Annotated in this window: 15 protein-coding genes; 4 read left to right on the forward strand and 11 right to left on the reverse strand. The window is 36.7% G+C overall.

Annotation, left to right across the window (positions count from 1 at the left end; translation table 11 throughout):
• Positions 1-29 precede the first annotated feature (29 nt).
• The 5 genes from ACXACQ_RS23395 to xerD all read right to left on the reverse strand — a co-directional run bounded on the left by ACXACQ_RS23395 (position 30) and on the right by xerD (position 7255).
• Positions 30-1634, reverse strand: coding sequence for a DUF6377 domain-containing protein (locus ACXACQ_RS23395; protein ID WP_474978430.1), 1605 nt, complete (start codon positions 1632-1634; stop codon positions 30-32).
• A 126-nt stretch (positions 1635-1760) separates the two neighbouring features.
• Entirely contained in the window at positions 1761-2402 is a 642-nt protein-coding gene (lolA1, locus tag ACXACQ_RS23400; RefSeq protein ID WP_474978431.1) for an outer membrane lipoprotein periplasmic chaperone LolA1, read from the reverse strand.
• 122 nt (positions 2403-2524) lie between these two features.
• Positions 2525-5023 (reverse strand): FtsK/SpoIIIE family DNA translocase, encoded by a 2499-nt coding sequence (locus ACXACQ_RS23405; protein ID WP_474978432.1) that lies wholly within the window; start codon positions 5021-5023, stop codon positions 2525-2527.
• A gap of 179 nt (positions 5024-5202) precedes the next feature.
• Positions 5203-6228 carry a quinone-dependent dihydroorotate dehydrogenase gene (locus tag ACXACQ_RS23410; RefSeq protein WP_474978433.1) on the reverse strand — a complete coding sequence of 342 codons (1026 nt, stop codon included), beginning with the start codon at positions 6226-6228 and terminating at the stop codon, positions 5203-5205.
• A 127-nt stretch (positions 6229-6355) separates the two neighbouring features.
• On the reverse strand, positions 6356-7255 hold the full coding sequence (gene xerD / locus ACXACQ_RS23415) for a site-specific tyrosine recombinase XerD (protein WP_474978434.1): 900 nt from the start codon (positions 7253-7255) through the stop codon (positions 6356-6358).
• Between the two features lie 80 nt (positions 7256-7335).
• On the opposite strand from xerD, the gene aroQ reads away from it, so the two are divergent.
• Genes aroQ through ACXACQ_RS23430 form a run of 3 tightly spaced genes read left to right on the forward strand, consistent with a single transcriptional unit; the run spans position 7336 to position 9787 of the window.
• Positions 7336-7767 carry a type II 3-dehydroquinate dehydratase gene (gene aroQ / locus ACXACQ_RS23420; protein ID WP_474978435.1) on the forward strand — a complete coding sequence of 144 codons (432 nt, stop codon included), beginning with the start codon at positions 7336-7338 and terminating at the stop codon, positions 7765-7767.
• The gene (locus tag ACXACQ_RS23425) at positions 7764-8846 is read left to right on the forward strand and encodes an aminotransferase class V-fold PLP-dependent enzyme (RefSeq protein ID WP_474978436.1); all 1083 of its coding nucleotides are present in this window, start codon (positions 7764-7766) and stop codon (positions 8844-8846) included. Before aroQ ends, ACXACQ_RS23425 begins: the two co-directional genes overlap by 4 nt.
• Positions 8847-8884: 38 nt before the next feature.
• Complete coding sequence (locus tag ACXACQ_RS23430; protein ID WP_474978437.1) at positions 8885-9787, forward strand: cation diffusion facilitator family transporter; 903 nt, start codon at positions 8885-8887, stop codon at positions 9785-9787.
• A 282-nt stretch (positions 9788-10069) separates the two neighbouring features.
• Here the strand turns inward: ACXACQ_RS23430 and hslU are convergent, their stop codons facing one another.
• Genes hslU through lon form a run of 3 tightly spaced genes read right to left on the reverse strand, consistent with a single transcriptional unit; the run spans position 10070 to position 14997 of the window.
• Positions 10070-11476: an ATP-dependent protease ATPase subunit HslU gene (gene hslU / locus ACXACQ_RS23435; protein WP_474978438.1), complete on the reverse strand. Its 1407-nt coding sequence runs from the start codon at positions 11474-11476 to the stop codon at positions 10070-10072.
• 2 nt (positions 11477-11478) lie between these two features.
• Positions 11479-12507, reverse strand: a complete 1029-nt coding sequence (gene porQ / locus ACXACQ_RS23440) for a type IX secretion system protein PorQ (RefSeq protein WP_474978439.1) — start codon at positions 12505-12507, stop codon at positions 11479-11481.
• A 27-nt stretch (positions 12508-12534) separates the two neighbouring features.
• The gene (gene lon / locus ACXACQ_RS23445) at positions 12535-14997 is read right to left on the reverse strand and encodes an endopeptidase La (protein ID WP_474978440.1); all 2463 of its coding nucleotides are present in this window, start codon (positions 14995-14997) and stop codon (positions 12535-12537) included.
• Positions 14998-15118: 121 nt separating this feature from the next.
• Between lon and ACXACQ_RS23450 the strand changes: the two genes are divergently transcribed.
• Positions 15119-17149: an OmpA family protein gene (locus tag ACXACQ_RS23450; RefSeq protein WP_474978441.1), complete on the forward strand. Its 2031-nt coding sequence runs from the start codon at positions 15119-15121 to the stop codon at positions 17147-17149.
• 46 nt (positions 17150-17195) lie between these two features.
• On the opposite strand, the gene ACXACQ_RS23455 is transcribed toward ACXACQ_RS23450, so the two are convergent.
• From ACXACQ_RS23455 to ACXACQ_RS23465, 3 genes are all read right to left on the reverse strand, one after another.
• The gene (locus ACXACQ_RS23455) at positions 17196-17771 is read right to left on the reverse strand and encodes a C40 family peptidase (RefSeq protein WP_474978442.1); all 576 of its coding nucleotides are present in this window, start codon (positions 17769-17771) and stop codon (positions 17196-17198) included.
• A gap of 93 nt (positions 17772-17864) precedes the next feature.
• Positions 17865-20024 (reverse strand): glutamine synthetase III family protein, encoded by a 2160-nt coding sequence (locus ACXACQ_RS23460; RefSeq protein WP_474978443.1) that lies wholly within the window; start codon positions 20022-20024, stop codon positions 17865-17867.
• Between the two features lie 408 nt (positions 20025-20432).
• Positions 20433-21227 carry a M57 family metalloprotease gene (locus tag ACXACQ_RS23465; RefSeq protein ID WP_474978444.1) on the reverse strand — a complete coding sequence of 265 codons (795 nt, stop codon included), beginning with the start codon at positions 21225-21227 and terminating at the stop codon, positions 20433-20435.
• Positions 21228-21409: the final 182 nt, after the last annotated feature.

The raw sequence follows: 21409 nt of genomic DNA on the forward strand, positions 1-21409 counted from the left end.
TAAATACAATATGGCTATTTTTTCCTAGGTCAATGAGCTTTAATGTGCATTAACTGTTGGTCAAACTTCACATTACTGACAAAAGATTTATTTTTAACACGATTTTTATAAGCGTAAATAGTGTTAACAGAATACCCCAAAATATTTGCAATTTTTTCAGCGTCATTAATCCCTAATCTCAATAATGCAAATATTCTCAACTCCGTAGTAAGCGTTCCATCAGCAGGCACATTCCATTGATTTGCTTCATCAAACATCTCATTAAATTGACTTACAAAATCAGGGAATATCCTAAAAAAAACCTGATCAAACTTTTTGTAAAGTTGCTCGCGTTCCGCTTTCATATGAATACTATTGACCAAGAACTTAGCATCGTCATATTTTCTATCCATTAACTTTCTAGAAAGACCATCTTTAAGTTTTTCTATCTTAGCCAGGTATTCACTATTACTACTAAAGTAATCTCCAATATATTCATCCTTAATTTTATCTGACTCTCTTAGTAAGGCAATGGTATTCATCAGGTCATTATTAGTTTTTTTAATAATGACCTCAGCTGCTTTCATTTTTTTATATTGCTTAAAGCGGATATATAAAAACCCACCTATAGCTATTACCACCAGAGTAATAATTAAAGCATAAAATATTAACAATTGTCGCTGCTCTTCAAGCTGCCTTAGCCTTGCCGCATCTATCAGCGGAATGAATGCCGCAACCTGAAGCTTACGTTGCCTAGCTCCATAATACTCCGCATCATCCATAGCCTTATGGATAAAGTCATCAGCATCATTTAAGGCCCCCTTTTGATACAGTATCTTGGCAAGGTTTAGCGCTGCAAGATTTTCTTTTGTGGCAGATTTCACATCCAAAGCCACTGCATTTAACAAAAGTACCTCGGCTGTAAGGGTATCTCTTTTAGCCAGAAACAAAAAACCTAGTGTAGAACTAACGATAGCTTTTTGATGAGTAGTTAAATGTGGCAATGACAGCAACCTTTTAACTTTTTTGGTTGCTAAAACCACTCTACCATTACGCAAATGCTTTACCCCTTGCATAAAAAGATGGTCATAACTATCTGCTTCACTAAGCATAATGGCAGAATCCGCATAGGCCTCAGCATTAGCCCCATACATACCCGAAAAGTGATTATCGCTATTATAATCCTGAAGATCATAATATGCCCTAGACAGCAATGAGAAATAATCGACCTTTAGTTTTTTACTTAAAAGTTTACTATCAACTCTGGTTAAGGTGTCAAATGTTTCTTTAAATAAGCCGGAAGACAAAAGCGTATGCGCTAATTGCACTTGTGCTGCGGCTATCTTTTTATGATTTCCAATTTGGTACCCTAAATGAATTAGATCAGCAGCATATTTAAAAGCAGAATCATACTTAAAATTCTGATATAGGTCACAAAGCTTTTCACACACCTCGTATTTTTGATCGGAAGATTTGGCCACTTCATACCTCTCTCTCCATTCACTGATTACTTCGCTCCTTTTATCATCATACTGCTGATAGTTGTGCACCAAATGTAAAACATGAGTTTTTAGGCTATCGTAATTAGAAAGGCAAATAGCCTGCGAAAAAGAAAGCAATAAAAATAAAATTGATAAAAATGATTTACACATCATAGGTTATAAAGCTACCCGCTAAAACAAAAGTTAACGACAATTTATATCATCTTGTATGAAAATCACAAAACAAAAAAAGCCATACCTTCCGGCATAGCTTCTATTCAATAATTTATCGTAAGTATCTTACCTTAAGTCAATTACATCTACACCAGGATACTTAGCTTTGTCAAAAGCAAAGAAATTAGGCTTTGGCGTAATGTTACTGTTAAAGTTTTTAATAGTGTACTTATACTTATTTCCAGACTTATCGAACATAATCCAGCTCTTCAGCTCATTACTCTTCTGACCTATAAATAACTTGATTTTGAAAAATTGAGCATTTTTATCGTTGGGTACTAAGTCCACAACTGACGACACCTCTCCATCAACCGTTTCAGTACCTATGTATATGTATTTATATCCACTTTTATATGCATCATAGATTTTAGATGGTGAAATTTCATCCTCATCAGGATGGTATGTATCAATATTTACCTCATTCACATCGGGCAAATAAGTCCATACTGTAGTGCCGTTATTTATCACTACCTGATCGTCCATCTCTAATTTATACATATCACCCTTTACAGTGATTTTACCTCCAAACTCTTCGTTAATACCGTCAGTTTCGTTAATTAACGATGAAGTAATATCTGCACTGTAAGCAGGTATTTTCTTCATTTTATTACTCATGGCATCCAGCACTTGTTTTGCCTGTGGGTCTTGCTGAGCAAATGAAACTATTCCGATAAGTGAAAACATCAATAAGAAAGTGATCTTTTTCATTACAATGTATTTAATTAAGTTTTTTTATTCTAAACAAAGGCCTGCAAAGCTAAACAATATATATGGCAGAGTCATGAGTTTTAGGACATTTCCCAGATAGACCGTTTTAACTTAACAAGTTATTAAAGATCCTTCAATAATTGTTCCAAACTATATTCATCCGGAATTAATACTTCTCTGGCTTTACTTCCTTCAAAAGGACCCACGATACCAGCAGCCTCTAGCTGGTCAATTAACCGACCTGCTCTATTGTATCCCAGTTTTAGTTTTCTCTGAATCAATGAAGTACTTCCTTGCTGATGCATAACTATCAACCTTGCGGCATCATCAAAAAGAGCATCTCTATCAGCCAAATCTACTTCACCCACACCTGAAGAATCGTCATCGCCTTCAAACTCTGGTAGCATATAAGCAGACTCATAACCTCTTTGCTCACCAATGTAATCACAAATGCGCTCTACTTCTGGTGTATCGGCAAATGCACATTGTAATCTAATGGTGTCAGAACCTTGAGAAAGCAGCATATCTCCCATACCGATCAGCTGATCAGCACCACCAGCATCAAGAATGGTACGTGAGTCAATTTTAGAAGTTACCCTAAATGACAGACGAGCCGGGAAGTTAGCCTTAATAACACCGGTAATTACGTTTACTGATGGCCTTTGGGTGGCTACTACCAAGTGAATACCGATAGCACGTGCTAGCTGAGCCAAACGTGCAATTGGGGTTTCCACTTCTTTACCTGCCGTCATCATCAAATCTGCAAGCTCATCAATAACTAGCACTATATAAGGCATAAACCTATGTCCTTTTTCAGGATTTAATGATCGCTTAACAAACTTGGCGTTATATTCTTTTAAGTTTCTGGTACCTGCCTCCTTCAATAAGTCATAACGATTATCCATCTCAATACACAAAGAATTTAGTGTATGAACCACCTTTTTGGTATCTGTAATAATCGCCTCATCAGTATTAGGCAACTTAGCCAAGAAATGCCTTTCGATTTTATTAAAGAGTGTTAATTCCACCTTTTTAGGATCCACTAACACAAATTTTAGCTGAGAAGGGTGTTTTTTATAGAGAAGTGAAGTCAATAATACGTTAAGCCCTACCGACTTACCTTGACCTGTAGCACCTGCCATAAGTATGTGAGGCATTTTGGCTAAATCAATAACGTGTACCTCATTAGAAATAGTTTTACCCAATGCCACAGGCAGCTCCTTATCGCTTTTCATAAACTTCTCGGTAGAAAGCACAGATTTAATACCAACCATTTCGCGGTTAGTATTCGGCACTTCTATACCAATAGTTCCTTTCCCAGGTATTGGGGCAATAATCCTAATCCCCAAGGCGGCCAATGATAGAGCAATATCATCTTCAAGGTTTTTAATTTTTGAAATTTTAACCCCCGCCTCTGGCACTATCTCATATAATGTAACTGTTGGGCCAATGGTAGCTTTAATACTGGAAATCCCAATTTTAAAGTTGACCAAAGTCTCTATAATCTTGTCTTTATTTTTCTCTAACTCCTCTTTAGATACTTGTACCCTACCGGTATCATAATCTTCTAATAAATCTAAAGTAGGGTATTGATAAGAGCCTAAATCTAATGTAGGATCATAATTTTCCTGTACAGAGGCCGCTGTCTCTTTCGGCTCTTGTGCTACAGAAAATGCAGGGGTATCGGGCCTATTATTCTGAATAGGGCGCTCTTCCGGCATAGTAACATCTAATTCCAAAGATGCCTGATTGGTAGGCTTCCTTGTGGGCGCAGGCCGTTGCTCCAACACAAATTCATTCTCGGCTAATTCATCCTCCTCTTCTACTGGCTCTGGCCTTACCGGCTGATTGCTCACTGGCTTGGTAGGTTGTTCAGGCTGTTTTTTCACCTCGTCTTTCTTCATCTCGTGCACCATGGCACTTTCACTTTCTGCCACACCTGATTTAATTTCTTTCTCCAAGTCTTCTACACCTTCTTTAATTTTACCTTTAAAGCCCATAATGGTGGTAACATTATAGAAGTAAATGATAAATGCTATTAGAGAAAATATCAGCAACAAAAGCGTACCCCAACCGATAAGCCCTTCAGAAATGATAGATAATTGATAACCTATTCCTCCGCTTAAGAAGCCCCATTCGGAAACGCCTTCAGTACTAAATACTAAGTATCCTAATAAAATACTTACCCAAAGAGTAAAGAACAGACAAAAAACAAAAGTGGAATACACACTTACCAACTCCCTTTTCATTACTATTTTATAACCTAATACAAAAAGTAATGGAGGTGTAAAAAAGGCTGCTAACCCAAACCAACGAAATATAAAAAAGTGAGATATGTAGGCTCCGTATAATCCTAACCAGTTATCGGCATCTCGCCCCGACTGCACTATTCCTGTCTCTCCAATGGCTTCTACCACACTTTGATCAGCCTTACCTGTAAATAGGTATGATATAAAAGCTGTAAGCAAAAACAATGAGCTTATTAATAAGAAAAATCCGAAAGTCAAATGAAAGCGTCTATCTTTCAAAAAAGCTAGCTTCAAATTCAGATTAAGCTTTTTACCTTCCTTTTTTTCTTTTGGTTTTTTAAATGTATTCGATTTATATGTGTTTTTTGCCATATTTCAAAAAATACAAAAGTAATAAAATTTAAATGCCATATCCAGTGAAAACGGATAGTCATCTTATATATTTTAAAGTATTAAAATAGAGAGAAAAATAACGCCACACAGAGAAAATAACACCCTGATAATCAATATAAAATAACCGAAATTCTCTCTTTAAATGAAAAGACTACTTACTAAACAAGTTTTTTATTAATTCGTTTGACCATTGCCGGTCCATCATAAATAAAACCAGAGTAAACCTGAATCAAAGAAGCTCCGGCCTCCAAACGAGCACGAGCATCATCAGCATTCATAATTCCACCTACAGATATAATTGGAAAATCAACCGGCAGTTGTTGCCTTAAGTATTTTAGAATATTCAAAGCTCTTACTGTGAGAGGTTTTCCACTCAACCCTCCGGCTCCTATAGCTTCTACCTTAGCTGCACTTGACTTCAGCCCTTCTCTTGAAATTGTAGTATTATGAGCAATTAATCCATCTAGCTTTACTTCTTCTACTATGTTCACAATATCATCTAATTGCGAATTGCTCAAATCTGGAGCTATTTTTAGTAATATAGGCTTCGGCTTTTCTTGCTGACGGTTCAAGTCCATTAAACCTTGTAATAGCTTAGTTAAAGGTTCCTTATCTTGTAATGCTCTTAAATTAGGTGTATTTGGTGAGCTAACATTAACTACAAAGTAATCTACTACCGGAAATAACTTCTCATAGCAGTATTTATAATCATCAAAAGCATTCTCATTTGGTGTAATCTTATTTTTACCTATGTTTCCACCTACTACTACAGACGATTTCCTTTTTTTCAAACGCTCTACAGCGGCCTCTACCCCTTCATTATTAAAGCCCATGCGGTTAATAATGGCCTGGTCTTCTGGCAACCTAAATAACCTAGGTTTTTCATTTCCGTCTTGGCCTTTTGGTGTTACAGTACCTATTTCTATAAAACCAAAGCCAAAGCATTCTAACTCATCTACAATTTTAGCATCCTTATCAAAGCCAGCCGCCAAGCCTACAGGGTTTTTAAACTTGATACCAAAATATTCTCTTTCCAGCGATTTATCTTCTACACAATAAGAGCTTCGCCAAATGGCTTTCATACCAGGAATAGCTGCAGCAGTTTTAATACTGTTAAAAGAAAAATGATGAACCTTCTCCGGATCAAATTTAAATAACAGTGGTCTAATTAAGGATTTGTACACGTTTTCAGTCAGTTAATGCCAATTTAGCTGCAAAGATAATGGTTTGTCCATCTCCTGCACAGTTCGTTATAGAAAAAGGACTTACATCTCTACCAAAAGTCTCTGATAACTTTAAACGGTAAGCCTATTAACTTCTAGGGTGAAATTCCTGAATCACCTGCCTCAGGTAATCTCTATCTAGGTGTGTGTATATTTCTGTTGTGGTTATAGATTCATGGCCGAGCATCTCTTGCACTGCCCTTAGGTCAGCTCCACCTTCTATTAAATGTGTGGCAAATGAATGCCTAAATGTATGTGGACTTATATTTTTATTCAACCCGATTTCCTCTGCCAACCTTTTTATGATGGTAAATATCATCACGCGAGTTAGTTTCTTGCCCCGCCTATTTAAAAAAGCATAATTCTCATGACCATCAGCTATATTCAAATGCAAACGCACCTCATCAGTATAAATCTGCAAATATTTTAATGCCTCTTTACCTACTGGCACCAGCCTTTCTTTATCTCCTTTCCCTATTATCCTTAAAAAACCAATGTCTTTATAAATATTGGTCAAGCGTAAATCTACCAGTTCAGAAACCCTTAACCCAGAGCTATATAACACTTCAAGCATCGCCCTATTGCGCTGCCCCTCTGGAGTAGAGTGGTCAATAGCGGCAAACAGCTGATCTATCTCATGCACATTTAACGTATCAGGAAGCTTCCTTCCCAGCTTCGGCCCTTCTAGCAAGGCAGTAGGATCTTCTTCTATGTAATCTTCAAACAACAGATATTTATAAAAAGCTTTAACACCAGAGAGAACACGCGCCTGCGAGTGCGGAGTCATTCCCAATTCATTCACATAAGTGAGGAAGTCACGTAAAAAAGCAGAAGTTACTTTTATTGGACTCAAGCCCGAATTGGACATTTCGGCAAACTGTTTTAGCTTTACGATGTCATGCACATAGGCTTCTATTGAGTTCGCTGATAATGATCTTTCCAGTTTAAGGTAATTCTTAAAATGATTGATGTAAGTATCCCAATTCATGTAATAATCTCTACTTTTAAATATTAGTAGTAACTAGCGCTGGCAATAATAACTACAAATAACACTGTAAGGTATATTTAATGAAAATAATTATCGTTAACGGGCCCAATTTAAACTTACTAGGTAAAAGAGAGCCTGAAATTTATGGCAGTCAGGATTTTGAAAGTTTCTTCAACAGCATAAAAGATAACTTTGAAGGTGTAGAGCTAGAGTATTACCAATCGAATATAGAAGGCGAACTAGTGGGTAAAATTCAAGAAAAGGGATTTTCATACGATGGCATAATTCTCAATGCAGGAGCATACACCCATACTTCAGTAGCCATATCGGATGCTATAGCAGCTGTTACCACCCCTGTAATAGAAGTGCATATTTCAAACATTTATGCTCGTGAGGAGTTCAGACATAAGAGTATAATAAGTAAAGAATGTATTGGCATGATTTCCGGATTAGGAATTGAAGGATACTTATTAGCCATAACATACCTTATTAATAGAAAAAATAAAAAATGATAAGCTTTTATCCAGGCCCTTCAAGAGTAGAAGAAAACATCCCTGCTTACGTGCAAGAAGCATATGAACAAGGTATATTAAGCATCAACCACAGAAGTGATGCTTTTATGAAAATATATGCTAAAACTGTAGGCTTACTCAAAGACAAATTAGACATTCCTGCTGATTATGGCATTGTTTTCACCTCTTCAGCTACTGAGTGTTGGGAAATAATAGCACAATCGCTAATTGACAACCAAAGTTATCATTTTTATAATGGCGCCTTTGGTCAAAAGTGGTTTGAATACACTCAAAAACTTTCACCCTATGCCATCGGCTATCAGTTCGATATAGAGCAAGAGCTAAAAACTGGTGAAATTGATTTATCTTCTGAAGAAGGCGTGATATGCATTACTCAAAATGAAACTAGCAATGGCACTCAACTGGACAACAGCAGAATTGCCAAATTGAGAAAAAAATATCCTAACCATATTATTGCTGTTGATGCCACATCATCTATGGCCGGTGTTAAACTCGCCTTTGAAAATGCAGATGTATGGTATGCTTCTGTTCAAAAATGCTTTGGATTACCCGCGGGGCTAGGCATAATGATTTGCAGCCCTAATGCTTTTAAAAAGGCAGAAACATTGAATGAAAACTCTCATTACAATAGCCTTAATTTTCTAAAAGAAAAAATGGAGTTATACCAAACTTCTTATACGCCAAATGTGATGAACATTTACTTATTAATGCGTGTAATGGAGAACAGAAAGCCTATAAATAAAGTAGAAAAAAAATTAAAGAAAAGACTTAATGCGTACTACAACATATTAGAAAGTAGCATGGGTAAGTTTCATTGTTTAATTGAAAACGAAAATGTAAGATCAGAAACTGTGCTGGTAGTTTCGGGTAAGGCTGAAGATATAGAGCAAGTGAAAGAAAAAGCCGTTCTGCAGGGAATAATATTAGGAAATGGCTACGGAGACTACAAGGCTACTACCTTTAGAATTGCTAACTTCCCTGCCATAAAAAAAGAAGAGTTTAAGCTTTTAAAACAGTTTTTAAAAGAAAATATAAGTAGCAAAACAGTGAGCGCCTAACATCGCTACTGGTTAATTTCATTATGTAAAACGGCCACATGGGACACCACCATCACCATCACGGACATGACCATCATCATCACCATGGTTCAGGAAATATAAAAGTTGCTTTTTTCCTAAATCTCACCTTTACTATTATTGAAATAGTTGGTGGTTTTTTCACCAATAGCATGGCCATTTTGTCTGATGCTTTGCATGATTTGGGCGACTCGCTTAGTCTTGGGCTATCCTGGTATTTTCAAAACCTATCTGCTAAAGGCAGAGACAAGACCTTCTCGTATGGTTATGCAAGATTTTCATTATTGGGTGCCATCATTAACTCTGTAGTTCTACTTACAGGATCAATTATTATTATTTACAAAGTAATACCTAGGCTAATAACACCACAACAGCCCGAGACCAATGGCATGATTTGGATGGCGGTTTTAGGAATATTAGTAAATGGCGCAGCAGTTATTCGCCTTAGAAAGGGCAGCTCTATTAATGAAGAAGTAGTATCTCTTCACTTACTGGAAGATGTACTCGGCTGGGTAGCTGTGTTAATAGGAGCTATTGTAATGCATTACTTCGATGCCCCCATCATTGACCCTATACTTTCTTTAGCTATCTCTGGGTTTATTTTATTCAATGTATTCAGAAATATCAAAAAAAGTTTTACCATAATACTACAAGGCACCCCAAAACACCTCGAGCTTGAAAGCATTAAAAATAAAATAGAAGCTTTTACAGAAATTAAAGAAGTCCATGACTGCCATTTATGGTCTATGGATGGAGAATACAATATTTTCAGTGCCCACTTGGTTGTAAAATCTTCATACAACATAGAAGAGCTAGCCGCCATTAAAAACAAAGTAAGACTAGCGCTAAAAGAAGATGAAGTAGCCCATGCTACATTAGAATTCGAAACAGAAAACGAAACCTGTTCATTAGCGCACTGTTAAAAAAAATAGCCTTGAAAATATCAAGGCTATCAAAATGCACTCCTTTTGCATATAGCACATTTTATTCGTAAAGAATTTCTTATTGAACCAAAAGCAGTATCAGTAACACGACCTGCTTTCTATATGAATTAATATAATTTTAGTCTGAAAAGCAAGTTAAATTCTCACTCTTTATTCACTTTAGCTGCATTAATACAACTCCTTAATGGTTTTGGTTCATCCATTTAAAGCAAAAAAGCACCCGATAAATCAGGTGCTTCTCAAGTCTTTAGGATTTATTACTTAAAGTATAAATTCACTTAAATCTTTATTCTTAACAAGACCCGTTAGTTTATCCTTCACCATCTCTCTGGTTATAACAATATTAGCATTAGGCCCTATTTTATCTGGCACATCAAACAAGAATTCATTCAATAGCTGGCTCATTACCGTATGTAGTCTTCTGGCACCGATATTCTCTACCTCCGTATTGATATTAAATGCGGTTTCAGCAATTTCTTCAAGCGCTTCTTCTTGAAATGAAAGCTTCACTTCTTCTGAAGCCATTAAAGCCTCATACTGTTTCGTGAGTGCATTTCTTGGCTCTTTAAGAATATGATAAAAGTCTTGTTTAGTCAAATTATCTAATTCCACACGGATGGGAAAACGCCCCTGAAGCTCTGGTATCAAATCAGAAGGTTTGGCCACATGAAAGGCCCCAGCTGCAATAAACAAAATATGATCAGTTTTTATAACTCCGTATTTTGTATTTACTGTACTTCCTTCTACAATGGGTAATAAATCACGCTGTACACCTTCTCTGCTCACATCTGGTCCGCCACCACCTTTCTTAGAGCCACCAGCTATTTTATCAATCTCATCAATAAATATAATCCCAGTGTTTTCTGCTTTGGCTATTGCCAGGTCTTTCACCTCATCCATATCGATAAGCTTGGCAGACTCCTCCTCCATCAAAATTTTTCTAGCCTCTTCTATGGTCACCTTCCTCTTCTTAGTTTTTTTAGGCATCATGCCACTAAGCATCTCCTGAAGGTTAATCATTGAAGATTCGTCAACCATTCCTCCTCCGATCATACCTACTCCAGGATTAGAGGGCTTTTTAACATTAATATCGATCTTACGATCTTCTAGCTCTTTATTTCTAATTTTCTCTCTAAAGCGCTCTCTCGTTTGCTCATTGAGTTCATTATCATTAGATGGCAGTTCTCCTGTTACAGTTTCTGTAGAAGCCGGATTTTTAAACTCACCATTGTTTCCCTTAATAGGTGGTATCAATGCATCAAGAATAATATCTTCTACTATCTGCTCAGCCTTTACTTCCACTTCCTTCTTCTTCTCCTCTTTCACCAAGTTCACTGATTGCTCTACCAAATCACGAACCATGCTTTCTACATCTCTACCTACATAACCTACTTCAGTAAACTTTGAAGCTTCTACTTTGGTAAATGGAGCATTGGCTATTTTTGCCAACCTACGAGCTATTTCTGTCTTACCTACACCCGTAGCTCCTATCATTAAAATATTATTAGGTACTATTTCCCCCTGAATTTCAGACTTCACATTCATCCTCCTCCACCTGTTTCTAAGAGCAATAGCTACATTCCTCTTCGCCTCTTTCTGACCAATAATATATTTATCAAGCTCCGCAACTATCTCTTTGGGAGTTAAATATGTCTCCTGATTTATCATAATTACATTGTTCTTTTTCTAAAAAATAAATTTGTATTAGCAGTAAGGGTAAATACATTAGAACCTCCGGCCGCATGGTACCCCACCCTACTATATGCTATACTAAATGCTTTTATTTTGGCCATAAAACCAAATGAGAATCCTGCTCCACCAGCTGTATTCTCTAACTTTAACTCTTGCCTAACCAAATGGTTATACCCTAGTCGTAAATTAATATTTTTTGTTAACAGCACTTCAGCACCTATTACTACATGGCGCATCACTTTATCAAAAGTACCTTTCTCTTCTTCCACAATCACCGATTGAGGATTGTAGTAACTGATATTTCCTTGATATAAATTGTAAGCTGTCAAAGAAAAACGAAAAGGCATATGAAGTGGCTTATAAGTTACCCCAGCCTGAATATCAAACGGAAGCTTGCTATTTGCTGTTTCAGTATAATCATTGAACTTAAATCCAATATTTTTAAAAACCAGACCCGCTGTAAAATTAGCGGTAGGATGTACAAACGCTCCTCCTAAATCTACCGCTAACGCATTGGCATTATATACATCAATATTAGAATTGAAAAATTTTAGAGAGCTACCCATTATAAAGTTTCCAATCTGATGCGAAGAACCTAGATAAACTACGGTTTCTCCTGCATTAAAATCGTTTAAATAAGCCCCCGTTGCGTCATAGCCTTCCATTTCGCCATAAGAGAACCTACTAACCCCCATAAACCAACTGCCCCACTTTTCAAATTTGTGCTGATACGCAGCAGAAACTGTATTTACATCTGCCACATAGTTGAGGTAACTAAAAGATGCTTGGCCTGAAAGCGTATCGGTGGCCAAAGCCGGATTGGAAAAAGCAAGATTTATGTCCTGCCCTACTAAAGAAACATTAACACCGCCCAAGCCTGCTAAACGGGCTGTAGTAGGCACATTATTAAATTCAAACGAACGATTTCCTCCTATTTGAGCATATAAAGAGTGGGTAGCGAAAAGTGCTACCCATATTATTAAGAATGCCTTAATGCTTCTTGTCATATTCTACATGTCTAAAGTACTGGTAATTTAATCCTTATCTTTAGACTCTTCAAATGTAAAAGCTACTGGCTTTTTAACCTTTTCCTTCAAAAGCGCTAATTCCAATACCTGTCCTACATTTTCGACATAATTAATTTTTAAATCCTTGATATAATTATCATCGATTTCAGCTATATCGCGTTTATTTTTAACTGAAAGAATAATTTCTTTTATACCAGCTCTTTTTGCTGCAAGAATTTTCTCCTTTATTCCTCCCACAGGCAATACCTTTCCTCTCAAGGTAATCTCACCAGTCATGGCAAGTTTATCTTTTACTTTACGCTGCGTATAGATTGACGCTAATGAGGTTAGCATAGTAATACCCGCTGAAGGCCCATCTTTAGGCACTGCGCCTGCAGGCACGTGTACGTGAAGATCGTAATGATCAAACGCACGCTGATCTATTCCTATTTCTTCGGCATTGGCTCGTAAATATGAAATAGCAGCCATAGCCGATTCCTTCATTACATCCCCTAACTGCCCAGACAATGTAAGCTTACCTTTACCTTTACTTAAACTTGACTCTATGAAAAGAATCTCTCCACCCACAGGAGTCCACGCCAAGCCAGTAACAACTCCTGCTATATCATTACCTTGATACAGTTCTTTATCAAAACGTTCTCCTCCAAGGATATCAATAACTTTCTCAGGAGTTACGGTTTTCTCGTATTCCTCCTCCATAGCTATAGACTTAGCCACATTTCTTATTACAGACCCCAGCGTTCTTTCTAGGTTTCTTACCCCAGACTCGCGAGTATAACCTTCTATCACTTTCTCTATGGCCTTTTTATTTAAAGTAACGTCTTTGCTTTTCAAGCCATGCTCGTCCTTTTGCCTAGGTATTAAATGCTTTTTAGCTATTTCTACCTTTTCCTCTTGTGTATAGCCACTAATTTCTATAATCTCCATCCTATCTCTTAAAGCAGGGTGAATAGTTTCCAACGAGTTGGCTGTGGCTATAAACAATACCTTTGAAAGGTCATAATCCAATTCAAGGTAGTTATCCGCAAAGGTATTATTCTGCTCAGGGTCAAGCACCTCCAATAAGGCAGAAGCAGGATCACCTCTAAAATCAGAACTTACTTTATCTATTTCATCTAAGATAAAAACCGGATTAGAAGATTGAGCCTTTTTTAAGCTCTGAATAATTTTACCAGGTAAAGCGCCTACATAAGTTTTTCTGTGTCCTCTAATTTCTGCCTCATCATGTACCCCACCCAGTGACATTCTGACATATTTACGTTTCAATGCCTTCGCAATTGATCTTCCCAATGAGGTTTTACCAACCCCAGGAGGGCCATAAAGGCACAAAATAGGCCCTTTCATATCTTGTTTCAGCTTTAATACTGCCAAATATTCTATGATCCTATCTTTGACCTTTTCCATTCCAAAGTGATTTTTATCCAAAATCTTTTTGGCTCTCTTTAAGTCAAAATCATCTTTAGTGAACTCATTCCAAGGCAATTCTAAGAGAAGCTCTACGTAGTTCATGGCTACTGGGTACTCTGCTGCAGCCGGATTCATACGCATAATCTTATCCAACTCTTTGTTAAAGTGCTTCTGCACCTCCTCATTCCACTTCTTCTTATTACCTTTAGCTCTAAGATTTTCTACCTCCTTATCTGGTCCATCATAACCTAGTTCATCTTGAAGAACCTTCATCTGCTGCCTTAGGTAGTAATCGCGCTGCTGTTGATCTATATCAGTATGTACTTTCTTCTGAATATCATACTTTATTTCCAACAATTGAATTTCCTTAAGCATAAATTCAAGCAACAAGGTTGCTCTTTCCATGCCATTACTAATCTCTAATAACCTTTGCTTATCAGAAACTTCAGCATTGAGGTTAGAAGAAAGAAAATGAGTTAGAAAACCAAGATCATGTATATTATCTAAAGCCATTTGTGCTTCCTGAGGAATCTCAGGGTTAAGCTTCAGTATTTTCGATGCTGCATCCTTTAATGACTGAATTACAGCCTTGATCTCCTTTTCATCATCAGCAGGATACTCACTAGTAAGCAAGTTTATCTTAGCTGTAATGTAAGGGTCTTCTTTTACGATTTCATCTATTTCAAAGCGGCTTTTCCCCTGTATTATAATAGTAGTATTTCCATCAGGCAACACTAGCATCTTTATAATCTTAGCTACCGTACCTATCTGATAAATATCTTCTACACTCGGATCTTCCGTTTTTACATTTTTCTGTGCTACTACACCTATATATCTATCCCCTTCGTAGGCCTTCTTTACTAATTTAATAGACTTTTGCCTCCCTACAGTAATAGGAATTACAACCCCTGGGAAAAGAACCGTATTTCTGATGGGCAAAATAGAAATCTCCTCAGGCAAGTCCTCCTTAGTTACCTCAGAATTATCTTCAGGATTAATCAACTGAATCAAATCTTCCGAATCTTCCTGCACTAAATCTGATAAAAACAATTTATTAAACATATGATATGTCTTACGTTAGTATAAATATGCCACAATGACACATTTTATATATAAATATCTGAATTTTGAGTTTCCATAATATTTGTCAATAGCTATGCCAAAAACTCTTTGTACGGAATTCTTGAAAAAATTACAATTTTATAACATCTTTAAACACTGTGGGGCTATTGACGTACGTTTACTAGGAATGATTAAATGGATTTTAAGTATTTTATTAATTTTTGGAGCTTCTGGCATCCTTTCCGCGCAAATAAAATCGGGTGGTGTACTTATGCTCAATGACAGCACATCAGGATATAGCAGCTCTGACTTATTCCGTTTTCCTAATATAAATAAAATACCTTACTTCCGTAATGAAAGCAAACTAAAGCACATAGAAAAATTACAAAAGGAAGATGCATGGATAGCTTTATATCCACAGTTGCGCACCTACATAAAGCAGTTTGGCATTATGAATTTCTACAAAGACACCAAAATGCTTTGGAGGCTAGCCAAACTTACCGAAACCTACGGAGACTATGAAGAGGCTAAGCTTCTATACAAACTTGTATTAAAACATCATAGAGAAGACATTAACATTACCGAAGTAGAACTTTATTATGACTCGTTAACTACTAACGACCGCGACTACTTTGTACCTCTGGAATATTATTACGAATTGGTTGATTACAGAAAAGAGGTAGACACGCTGCGCCCTCCAAGAAGTGTACTTCTCAACATGGGCCAAGTGGTAAACTCCCAAAAGTCTGATTATGGCCCTACCCTAAGCTCTAATGACGACATATTAATATTCACCTCAAAAAGAAACAGTCATTATAGAGGTTTTGACCCTGTAAATGATGAAGATTTATTTTTCACAGATTACGCGTATGGAAACTGGGGAGAAGCTAAGGAACTAAAAAAACTGAACAGCTCGTACAATGAAGGCTCTGCCACTTTAAGTAAAGATGGAAAAACTATATATTTTGCGCGATGCAACTCCCCTGGAGGCTATGGCGACTGCGACTTATTCGTGTCTCACCTATCCGAAGATAGCACTTGGACTCAACCCCAAAACTTGGGGTCAGGAGTAAACAGCATAGCCTGGGACTCTCACCCATCACTGTCTCATGGAGAAGATACATTATTCTTTGCCTCCGATAGGATTGGTGGCTTTGGCTTATCAGACATATACTATAGCACAAAATCTATTGATGGAAATTGGAGCAAAGCCCAAAACTTAGGTCCAATAATAAACACCAGAAACTCAGAAGTAAGCCCATTTTACCATCATACCAAGGATGTGCTTTATTTCAGCTCTAATGGACAAAACCTGAATTTTGGAGAATTTGACATTTATAAGGCGTATTATGATGATCACAATTGGACTGAGCCTCTTAACATAGGGCCACTTGTAAATGGCACAGGAAGTGAATTTTATTTTACGATAGATTCTAAATCACAAAATCTGTATTATGCCCGCTCAGTAGAGGAAGAGATGAGCAACCTTGACCTCTATTCTTTCCCTGTGCCCATGGAAGCTCAACCTGATGCCACCACCAAAGTAACAGGCTCATTAACTAATAGCGAAACAGGCGAACCTTTCAAAGGCATTGTTTCTATTATTGACCTTGATAATGGAATTGAAGTGGCTCCTAAATTCCTTAGGCCTGACGGTTCATTTGAATTTGACCTTATCAACAAGAACAATTACTTGCTGATTATACAGGGAGAAGACTTCTTTAGAATAGAAGAAATATTTTATCTGGATGGCGAAATGGAGCTACACAGGCAAACGACCCCTATAGCCACCAAATTAAAATTCGAGTCAATGGAGTTTGAAGAAAACAAAGCTGACCTTACCTCTGCGATGTATGGAGATTTAGACAAAATGGCCGATTTCTTATTAGACAACCCTGATTACAGCCTAAAAATTAATGGCCACACAGACTCTGATGGAAACGAAAGTTTTAATTTAAGGTTATCTCAAGAGAGAGCTGATGTAATTAAGGAGTATCTGGTACATTTTGGAGGTGTGGAAGCCGAACGAGTAGAAGCAAAAGGATATGGCAGCTCGAAACCTATTGTAAAAGAAGTAACGCAAGAAGACAAACACCTCAACCGAAGGGTGGAGTTTCAGATATATAAGACTAACGAAGCGGAAGGAAACTAAAAAAACAAAAGGTGAACCTAGAACTAGGTTCACCTTTTGTTTTTTTTTAATCTTTTAAAACTCTTCTAGCTCCCATAAAACGAGCATTATAATATTTATTACTTAGCGTATCTTCCACCACTCCCCTATGTGTAGAGCTATGAATGAAACTTACCCTACCATCAACATTAGAAGTTACAATACCAACATGCCCCACTCTATTTACGCCTTTGGTCGGACTTTTAAACACCAACAAATCTCCCTTAGACACAGCATCAGTGTCGATTGACTCTCCAAACTGAGCCTGCAGAATAGATGAAGCAGGCAGCGCTACATTAAAATTTTTAAACACATAACAGGTAAACCCAGAACAATCAAAAGCTCCAGGACCTTTCGCAGCATACTTGTAAGGCAATCCTTTAAATTGTACTGCATAATCAATGAGGCTATCGCGTAGGGTTTTAATTTCTGCCAAAGCCGTAAAGTTCATACTATCTACAGAATCAATTTCTGGATGGTAATATTCCGCCAATAAATCAGGATGCTCCGATTCATTATGACGCATAGCAGTGTTTATAACCACCACAATTAATAGCACAACATAAAACAACTTGTCTTTTACAATACGAGTCAAAATATGCATAAAACGTTTTCTGTTAAGTTTCGCCCTATATAAACAAAAAGCAGGTGAAAAAATTCCACCTGCTTTTATCTTTACGAGAGCTTTGTTTTTTTATTATCTCAAAAACAACATTTCTCTATATTTTACTAGAGGCCAATCTTCATCATCAACTAGCATCTCTAATTTATCTACTGCATAGCGAATTTTCTCGAAATAAGCTCCTTTTACATCATCGCAGTATCCTGTAGCTCTTTCTCTCAAATCATCTACTTTATTAAGCTTTTTACGAGCCTCAATCATACCATAAACATCTTTTCTTAATGAACTGATGTATTCTGATACCGATTTAATGATATTAATCACTTCATCATTATTAACTCCTAAAGCTTTTAACCCTTCAGCGTTTTTGATTAACTTATTTTGATAGGCAATAGCTGTAGGTATAATATGGTTAAGCACTAAATCTCCCATTACTCTCGATTCAATTTGAATCTTCATAATGTAGCTCTCCCATCTAATCTCGTTTCTGGCATCAAGTTCAATATCATTCAACACTTGATGTTTGTTAAACATTTTTCTTGATTTATCTGTAAGGTAAGCATCAAGAGCTCTAGGTGTATCCTTAATGTTAGATAAACCTCTTTTTTTAGCTTCTTCCACCCACTCATCAGAGTATCCGTCACCTTCAAATCTAATAGCCTTTGAATCTTTAATATACTTACGAAGAGTGTTTACAATGGCCATTCTCTTCTCAGTTCCTTTTTTCATCTCAGCTTGTACGCTTTCATAAAATTCTGTAAGCTGCTCTGCTATGATAAGGTTAAGCACAGTCATTGGAGATGATGAGTTTTCATTAGCTCCTACTGCTCTAAATTCAAATTTATTACCTGTAAATGCGAAAGGCGAAGTCCTGTTTCTATCAGTGTTATCTAGTATAATTCTAGGTATTTTATCTATACCTAATTTCATATACATGTTTTCACCTTTTTCTACTTTAATGTTACCTTTTTTCTCTAACTCATCTAACACTTGAGTTAATTGAGACCCGATAAACACTGACATAATTGCCGGAGGTGCTTCGTTAGCTCCTAATCTATGATCATTACCTGAAGATGCAATACTTGCACGTAATAAATCTGCGTGCTCATAAACTGCTTTAATAGTGTTTACAAAGAAAACTAAGAATAATAAATTTTCTCTGGCACTACTACTAGGCTGAAATAAGTTAACTCCTGTATTAGTAATTAATGACCAGTTGTTATGCTTACCACTACCATTAAGCCCCGCAAATGGCTTTTCATGGAATAAAACTTTTAGGCTATGACGCTCAGCCACGCGAGACATCACATCCATCAATAACTGGTTATGATCAGAAGCTACGTTAATATCTTCAAACAAAGGAGCTACCTCAAACTGACTTGGCGCCACCTCGTTATGACGAGTACTTACAGGAATACCTAACTTCAATGATTCGGCTTCAAATTCCCTCATAAAATCATAAATACGAGAAGGAATAGACCCAAAATAGTGATCATCAAGCTGCTGACCACGCGCTGGATTATGTCCAAATACCGTTCTTCCAGCCATCACAAGATCAGGGCGAGAAGCATATAACGCTTTATCTACCAAGAAATATTCTTGCTCGCAACCTAAACTAGGCTTAACACGAGTCACCTTCTTGTCAAACATTTGACAAACCTTAGTAGCTGCTCTATCTACAGCCTCTACAGCTTTTAATAAAGGAGCTTTATTATCTAGCGCTTCTCCTGTGTAAGAAACGAAAATTGTAGGTATACATAATGTAGTACCATAAACAAACATTGGAGAACTAGGGTCCCAAGCGGTATAACCTCTAGCTTCAAATGTACTTCTTATACCTCCATTAGGGAATGAAGATGCATCAGGCTCTTGCTGAACAAGAGCACTTCCTTTAAATTTTTCTAATCCTAGTCCTGCATCAAAAAACGTATCGTGCTTTTCGGCAGTTGAACCTGTTAATGGCTGAAACCAGTGAGTATAATGTGTAGCTCCTTTATCTAAAGCCCATGCCTTCACTGCAGATGCCACCGCGTCAGCTGTGTCTGCATCTATTTTAGTTCCGTCTTCAATAGCTTTTTTAACTCTCTTGTATACATCTGGCGCTAGCAAAGTTTGCATTTGCTTCATACCAAATACATCTTGACCATAAAAGTCTGATATTTTCCCTGGAGCAGTAACCTTAATAGAAGGTCTGTTATTAGCTAACTCCAAAGCTTTAAAGCGTAAGTGTGCCATATTGGTTTTAATATAATTTTAATTCAAGTAATAAAATGTAAATTTTATCTGATTCGGCCATTAAATGAGTTTAATACTAACCGAACCCTTTCAAATCTACCTATTATTCATTCAAAAAAGAAAAAGTTATCAAAAAATGAATGGTTTAGATAAAAAATAACGTAAACCTCAAAATTTCAAACCTTTTCGAAGTCAAAACGCTTAAAATTTCACGTATATTGCTCACTTTTTAATTTTAATTTAACATTTCAGCCAAAAAATTAACCTTAAGGCTTGAAGGCCATTTCTACTCTAGAATAGAAAATAAAATAAATGAAAAAAGCCGAGATTACTCCCGGCTTTGTCAGCGATTATAAGCTTATGATATTTTAATAAATTGTTTGTTTAATGGGGTTTTGGATACTTATATTAATATAAGTACTCTAGTGCAACTCTGTCATAGTAAGAAAACTCACCATCTTCGCTAGCACTGAAACATGATAACATAATAGAATTTGAATCATATGAAGAAGGAGTTCCTGGGATTTGGACTGCTCCAACACCACCATCACCTTCATTACCACCTGATCCACAGCTATAAGCTCTGTTGAAATAATCTGTATGACGTAATCCTACAGTGTGACCAATTTCATGAGTCATTACGTGTTCTACTACGTCAACTCCGTAATTAGCAGTACCTGGATAAACATTAACACTGCTATAAGGAGCTCCATTACCTGTAGGGAAACCAGCAACACCACCAGCGCCACTACCACTACTTTGAACAAGTATGTCGTAGCTACCAGTACTTCTTACAAAAGTTAACCCAATGTTTAAGGCATTATAGTTAGCAATAGCCATATCTAATCCTTGGCTCATAGTTGTACTTAAGCCATAGCCTCTTACACGGATAGTTCTTGGTGAACTTACCAAGTTGTAAGTTCTATACTGCTCACCTTCGGGTCCGTTTACAATTGTAGGCTCGCCCATATTGGCTAAAGCCTCTTCAGTAACAATCAGGTCACCTTCTACTAAATAACCCTCTTCTACTTTTTTAATACCATCAGTATTAAATTTCAGATCCTGAAATCTTTTAATTACGGCTTCAGAAACACCGCTATTATTTACAGTAGGTTCAGATTGTTGCTCTTCTTCACAAGAAGTAAAAACGATTGATAAAGCCATAGAAGTTATAGCTAATCCTGTTTTTAAATTTAATTTCATAGAATTGTTTTGTTTAGGTCGATTATAATCACTGACGGCCGCAAGGTAAACCAAGGATTTCAGTATCAAAATTATTTTTCGACCCCAATATCAATCATGTAATATTATTCTGAATTTGAAATAGATGAATGATTTTTATTTTGTCAATATTACATTCTATATACTTTAAGCTATAGAATTAT

The sequence above is a fragment of the Fulvivirga sp. AWR4_260 genome (assembly GCF_056158185.1).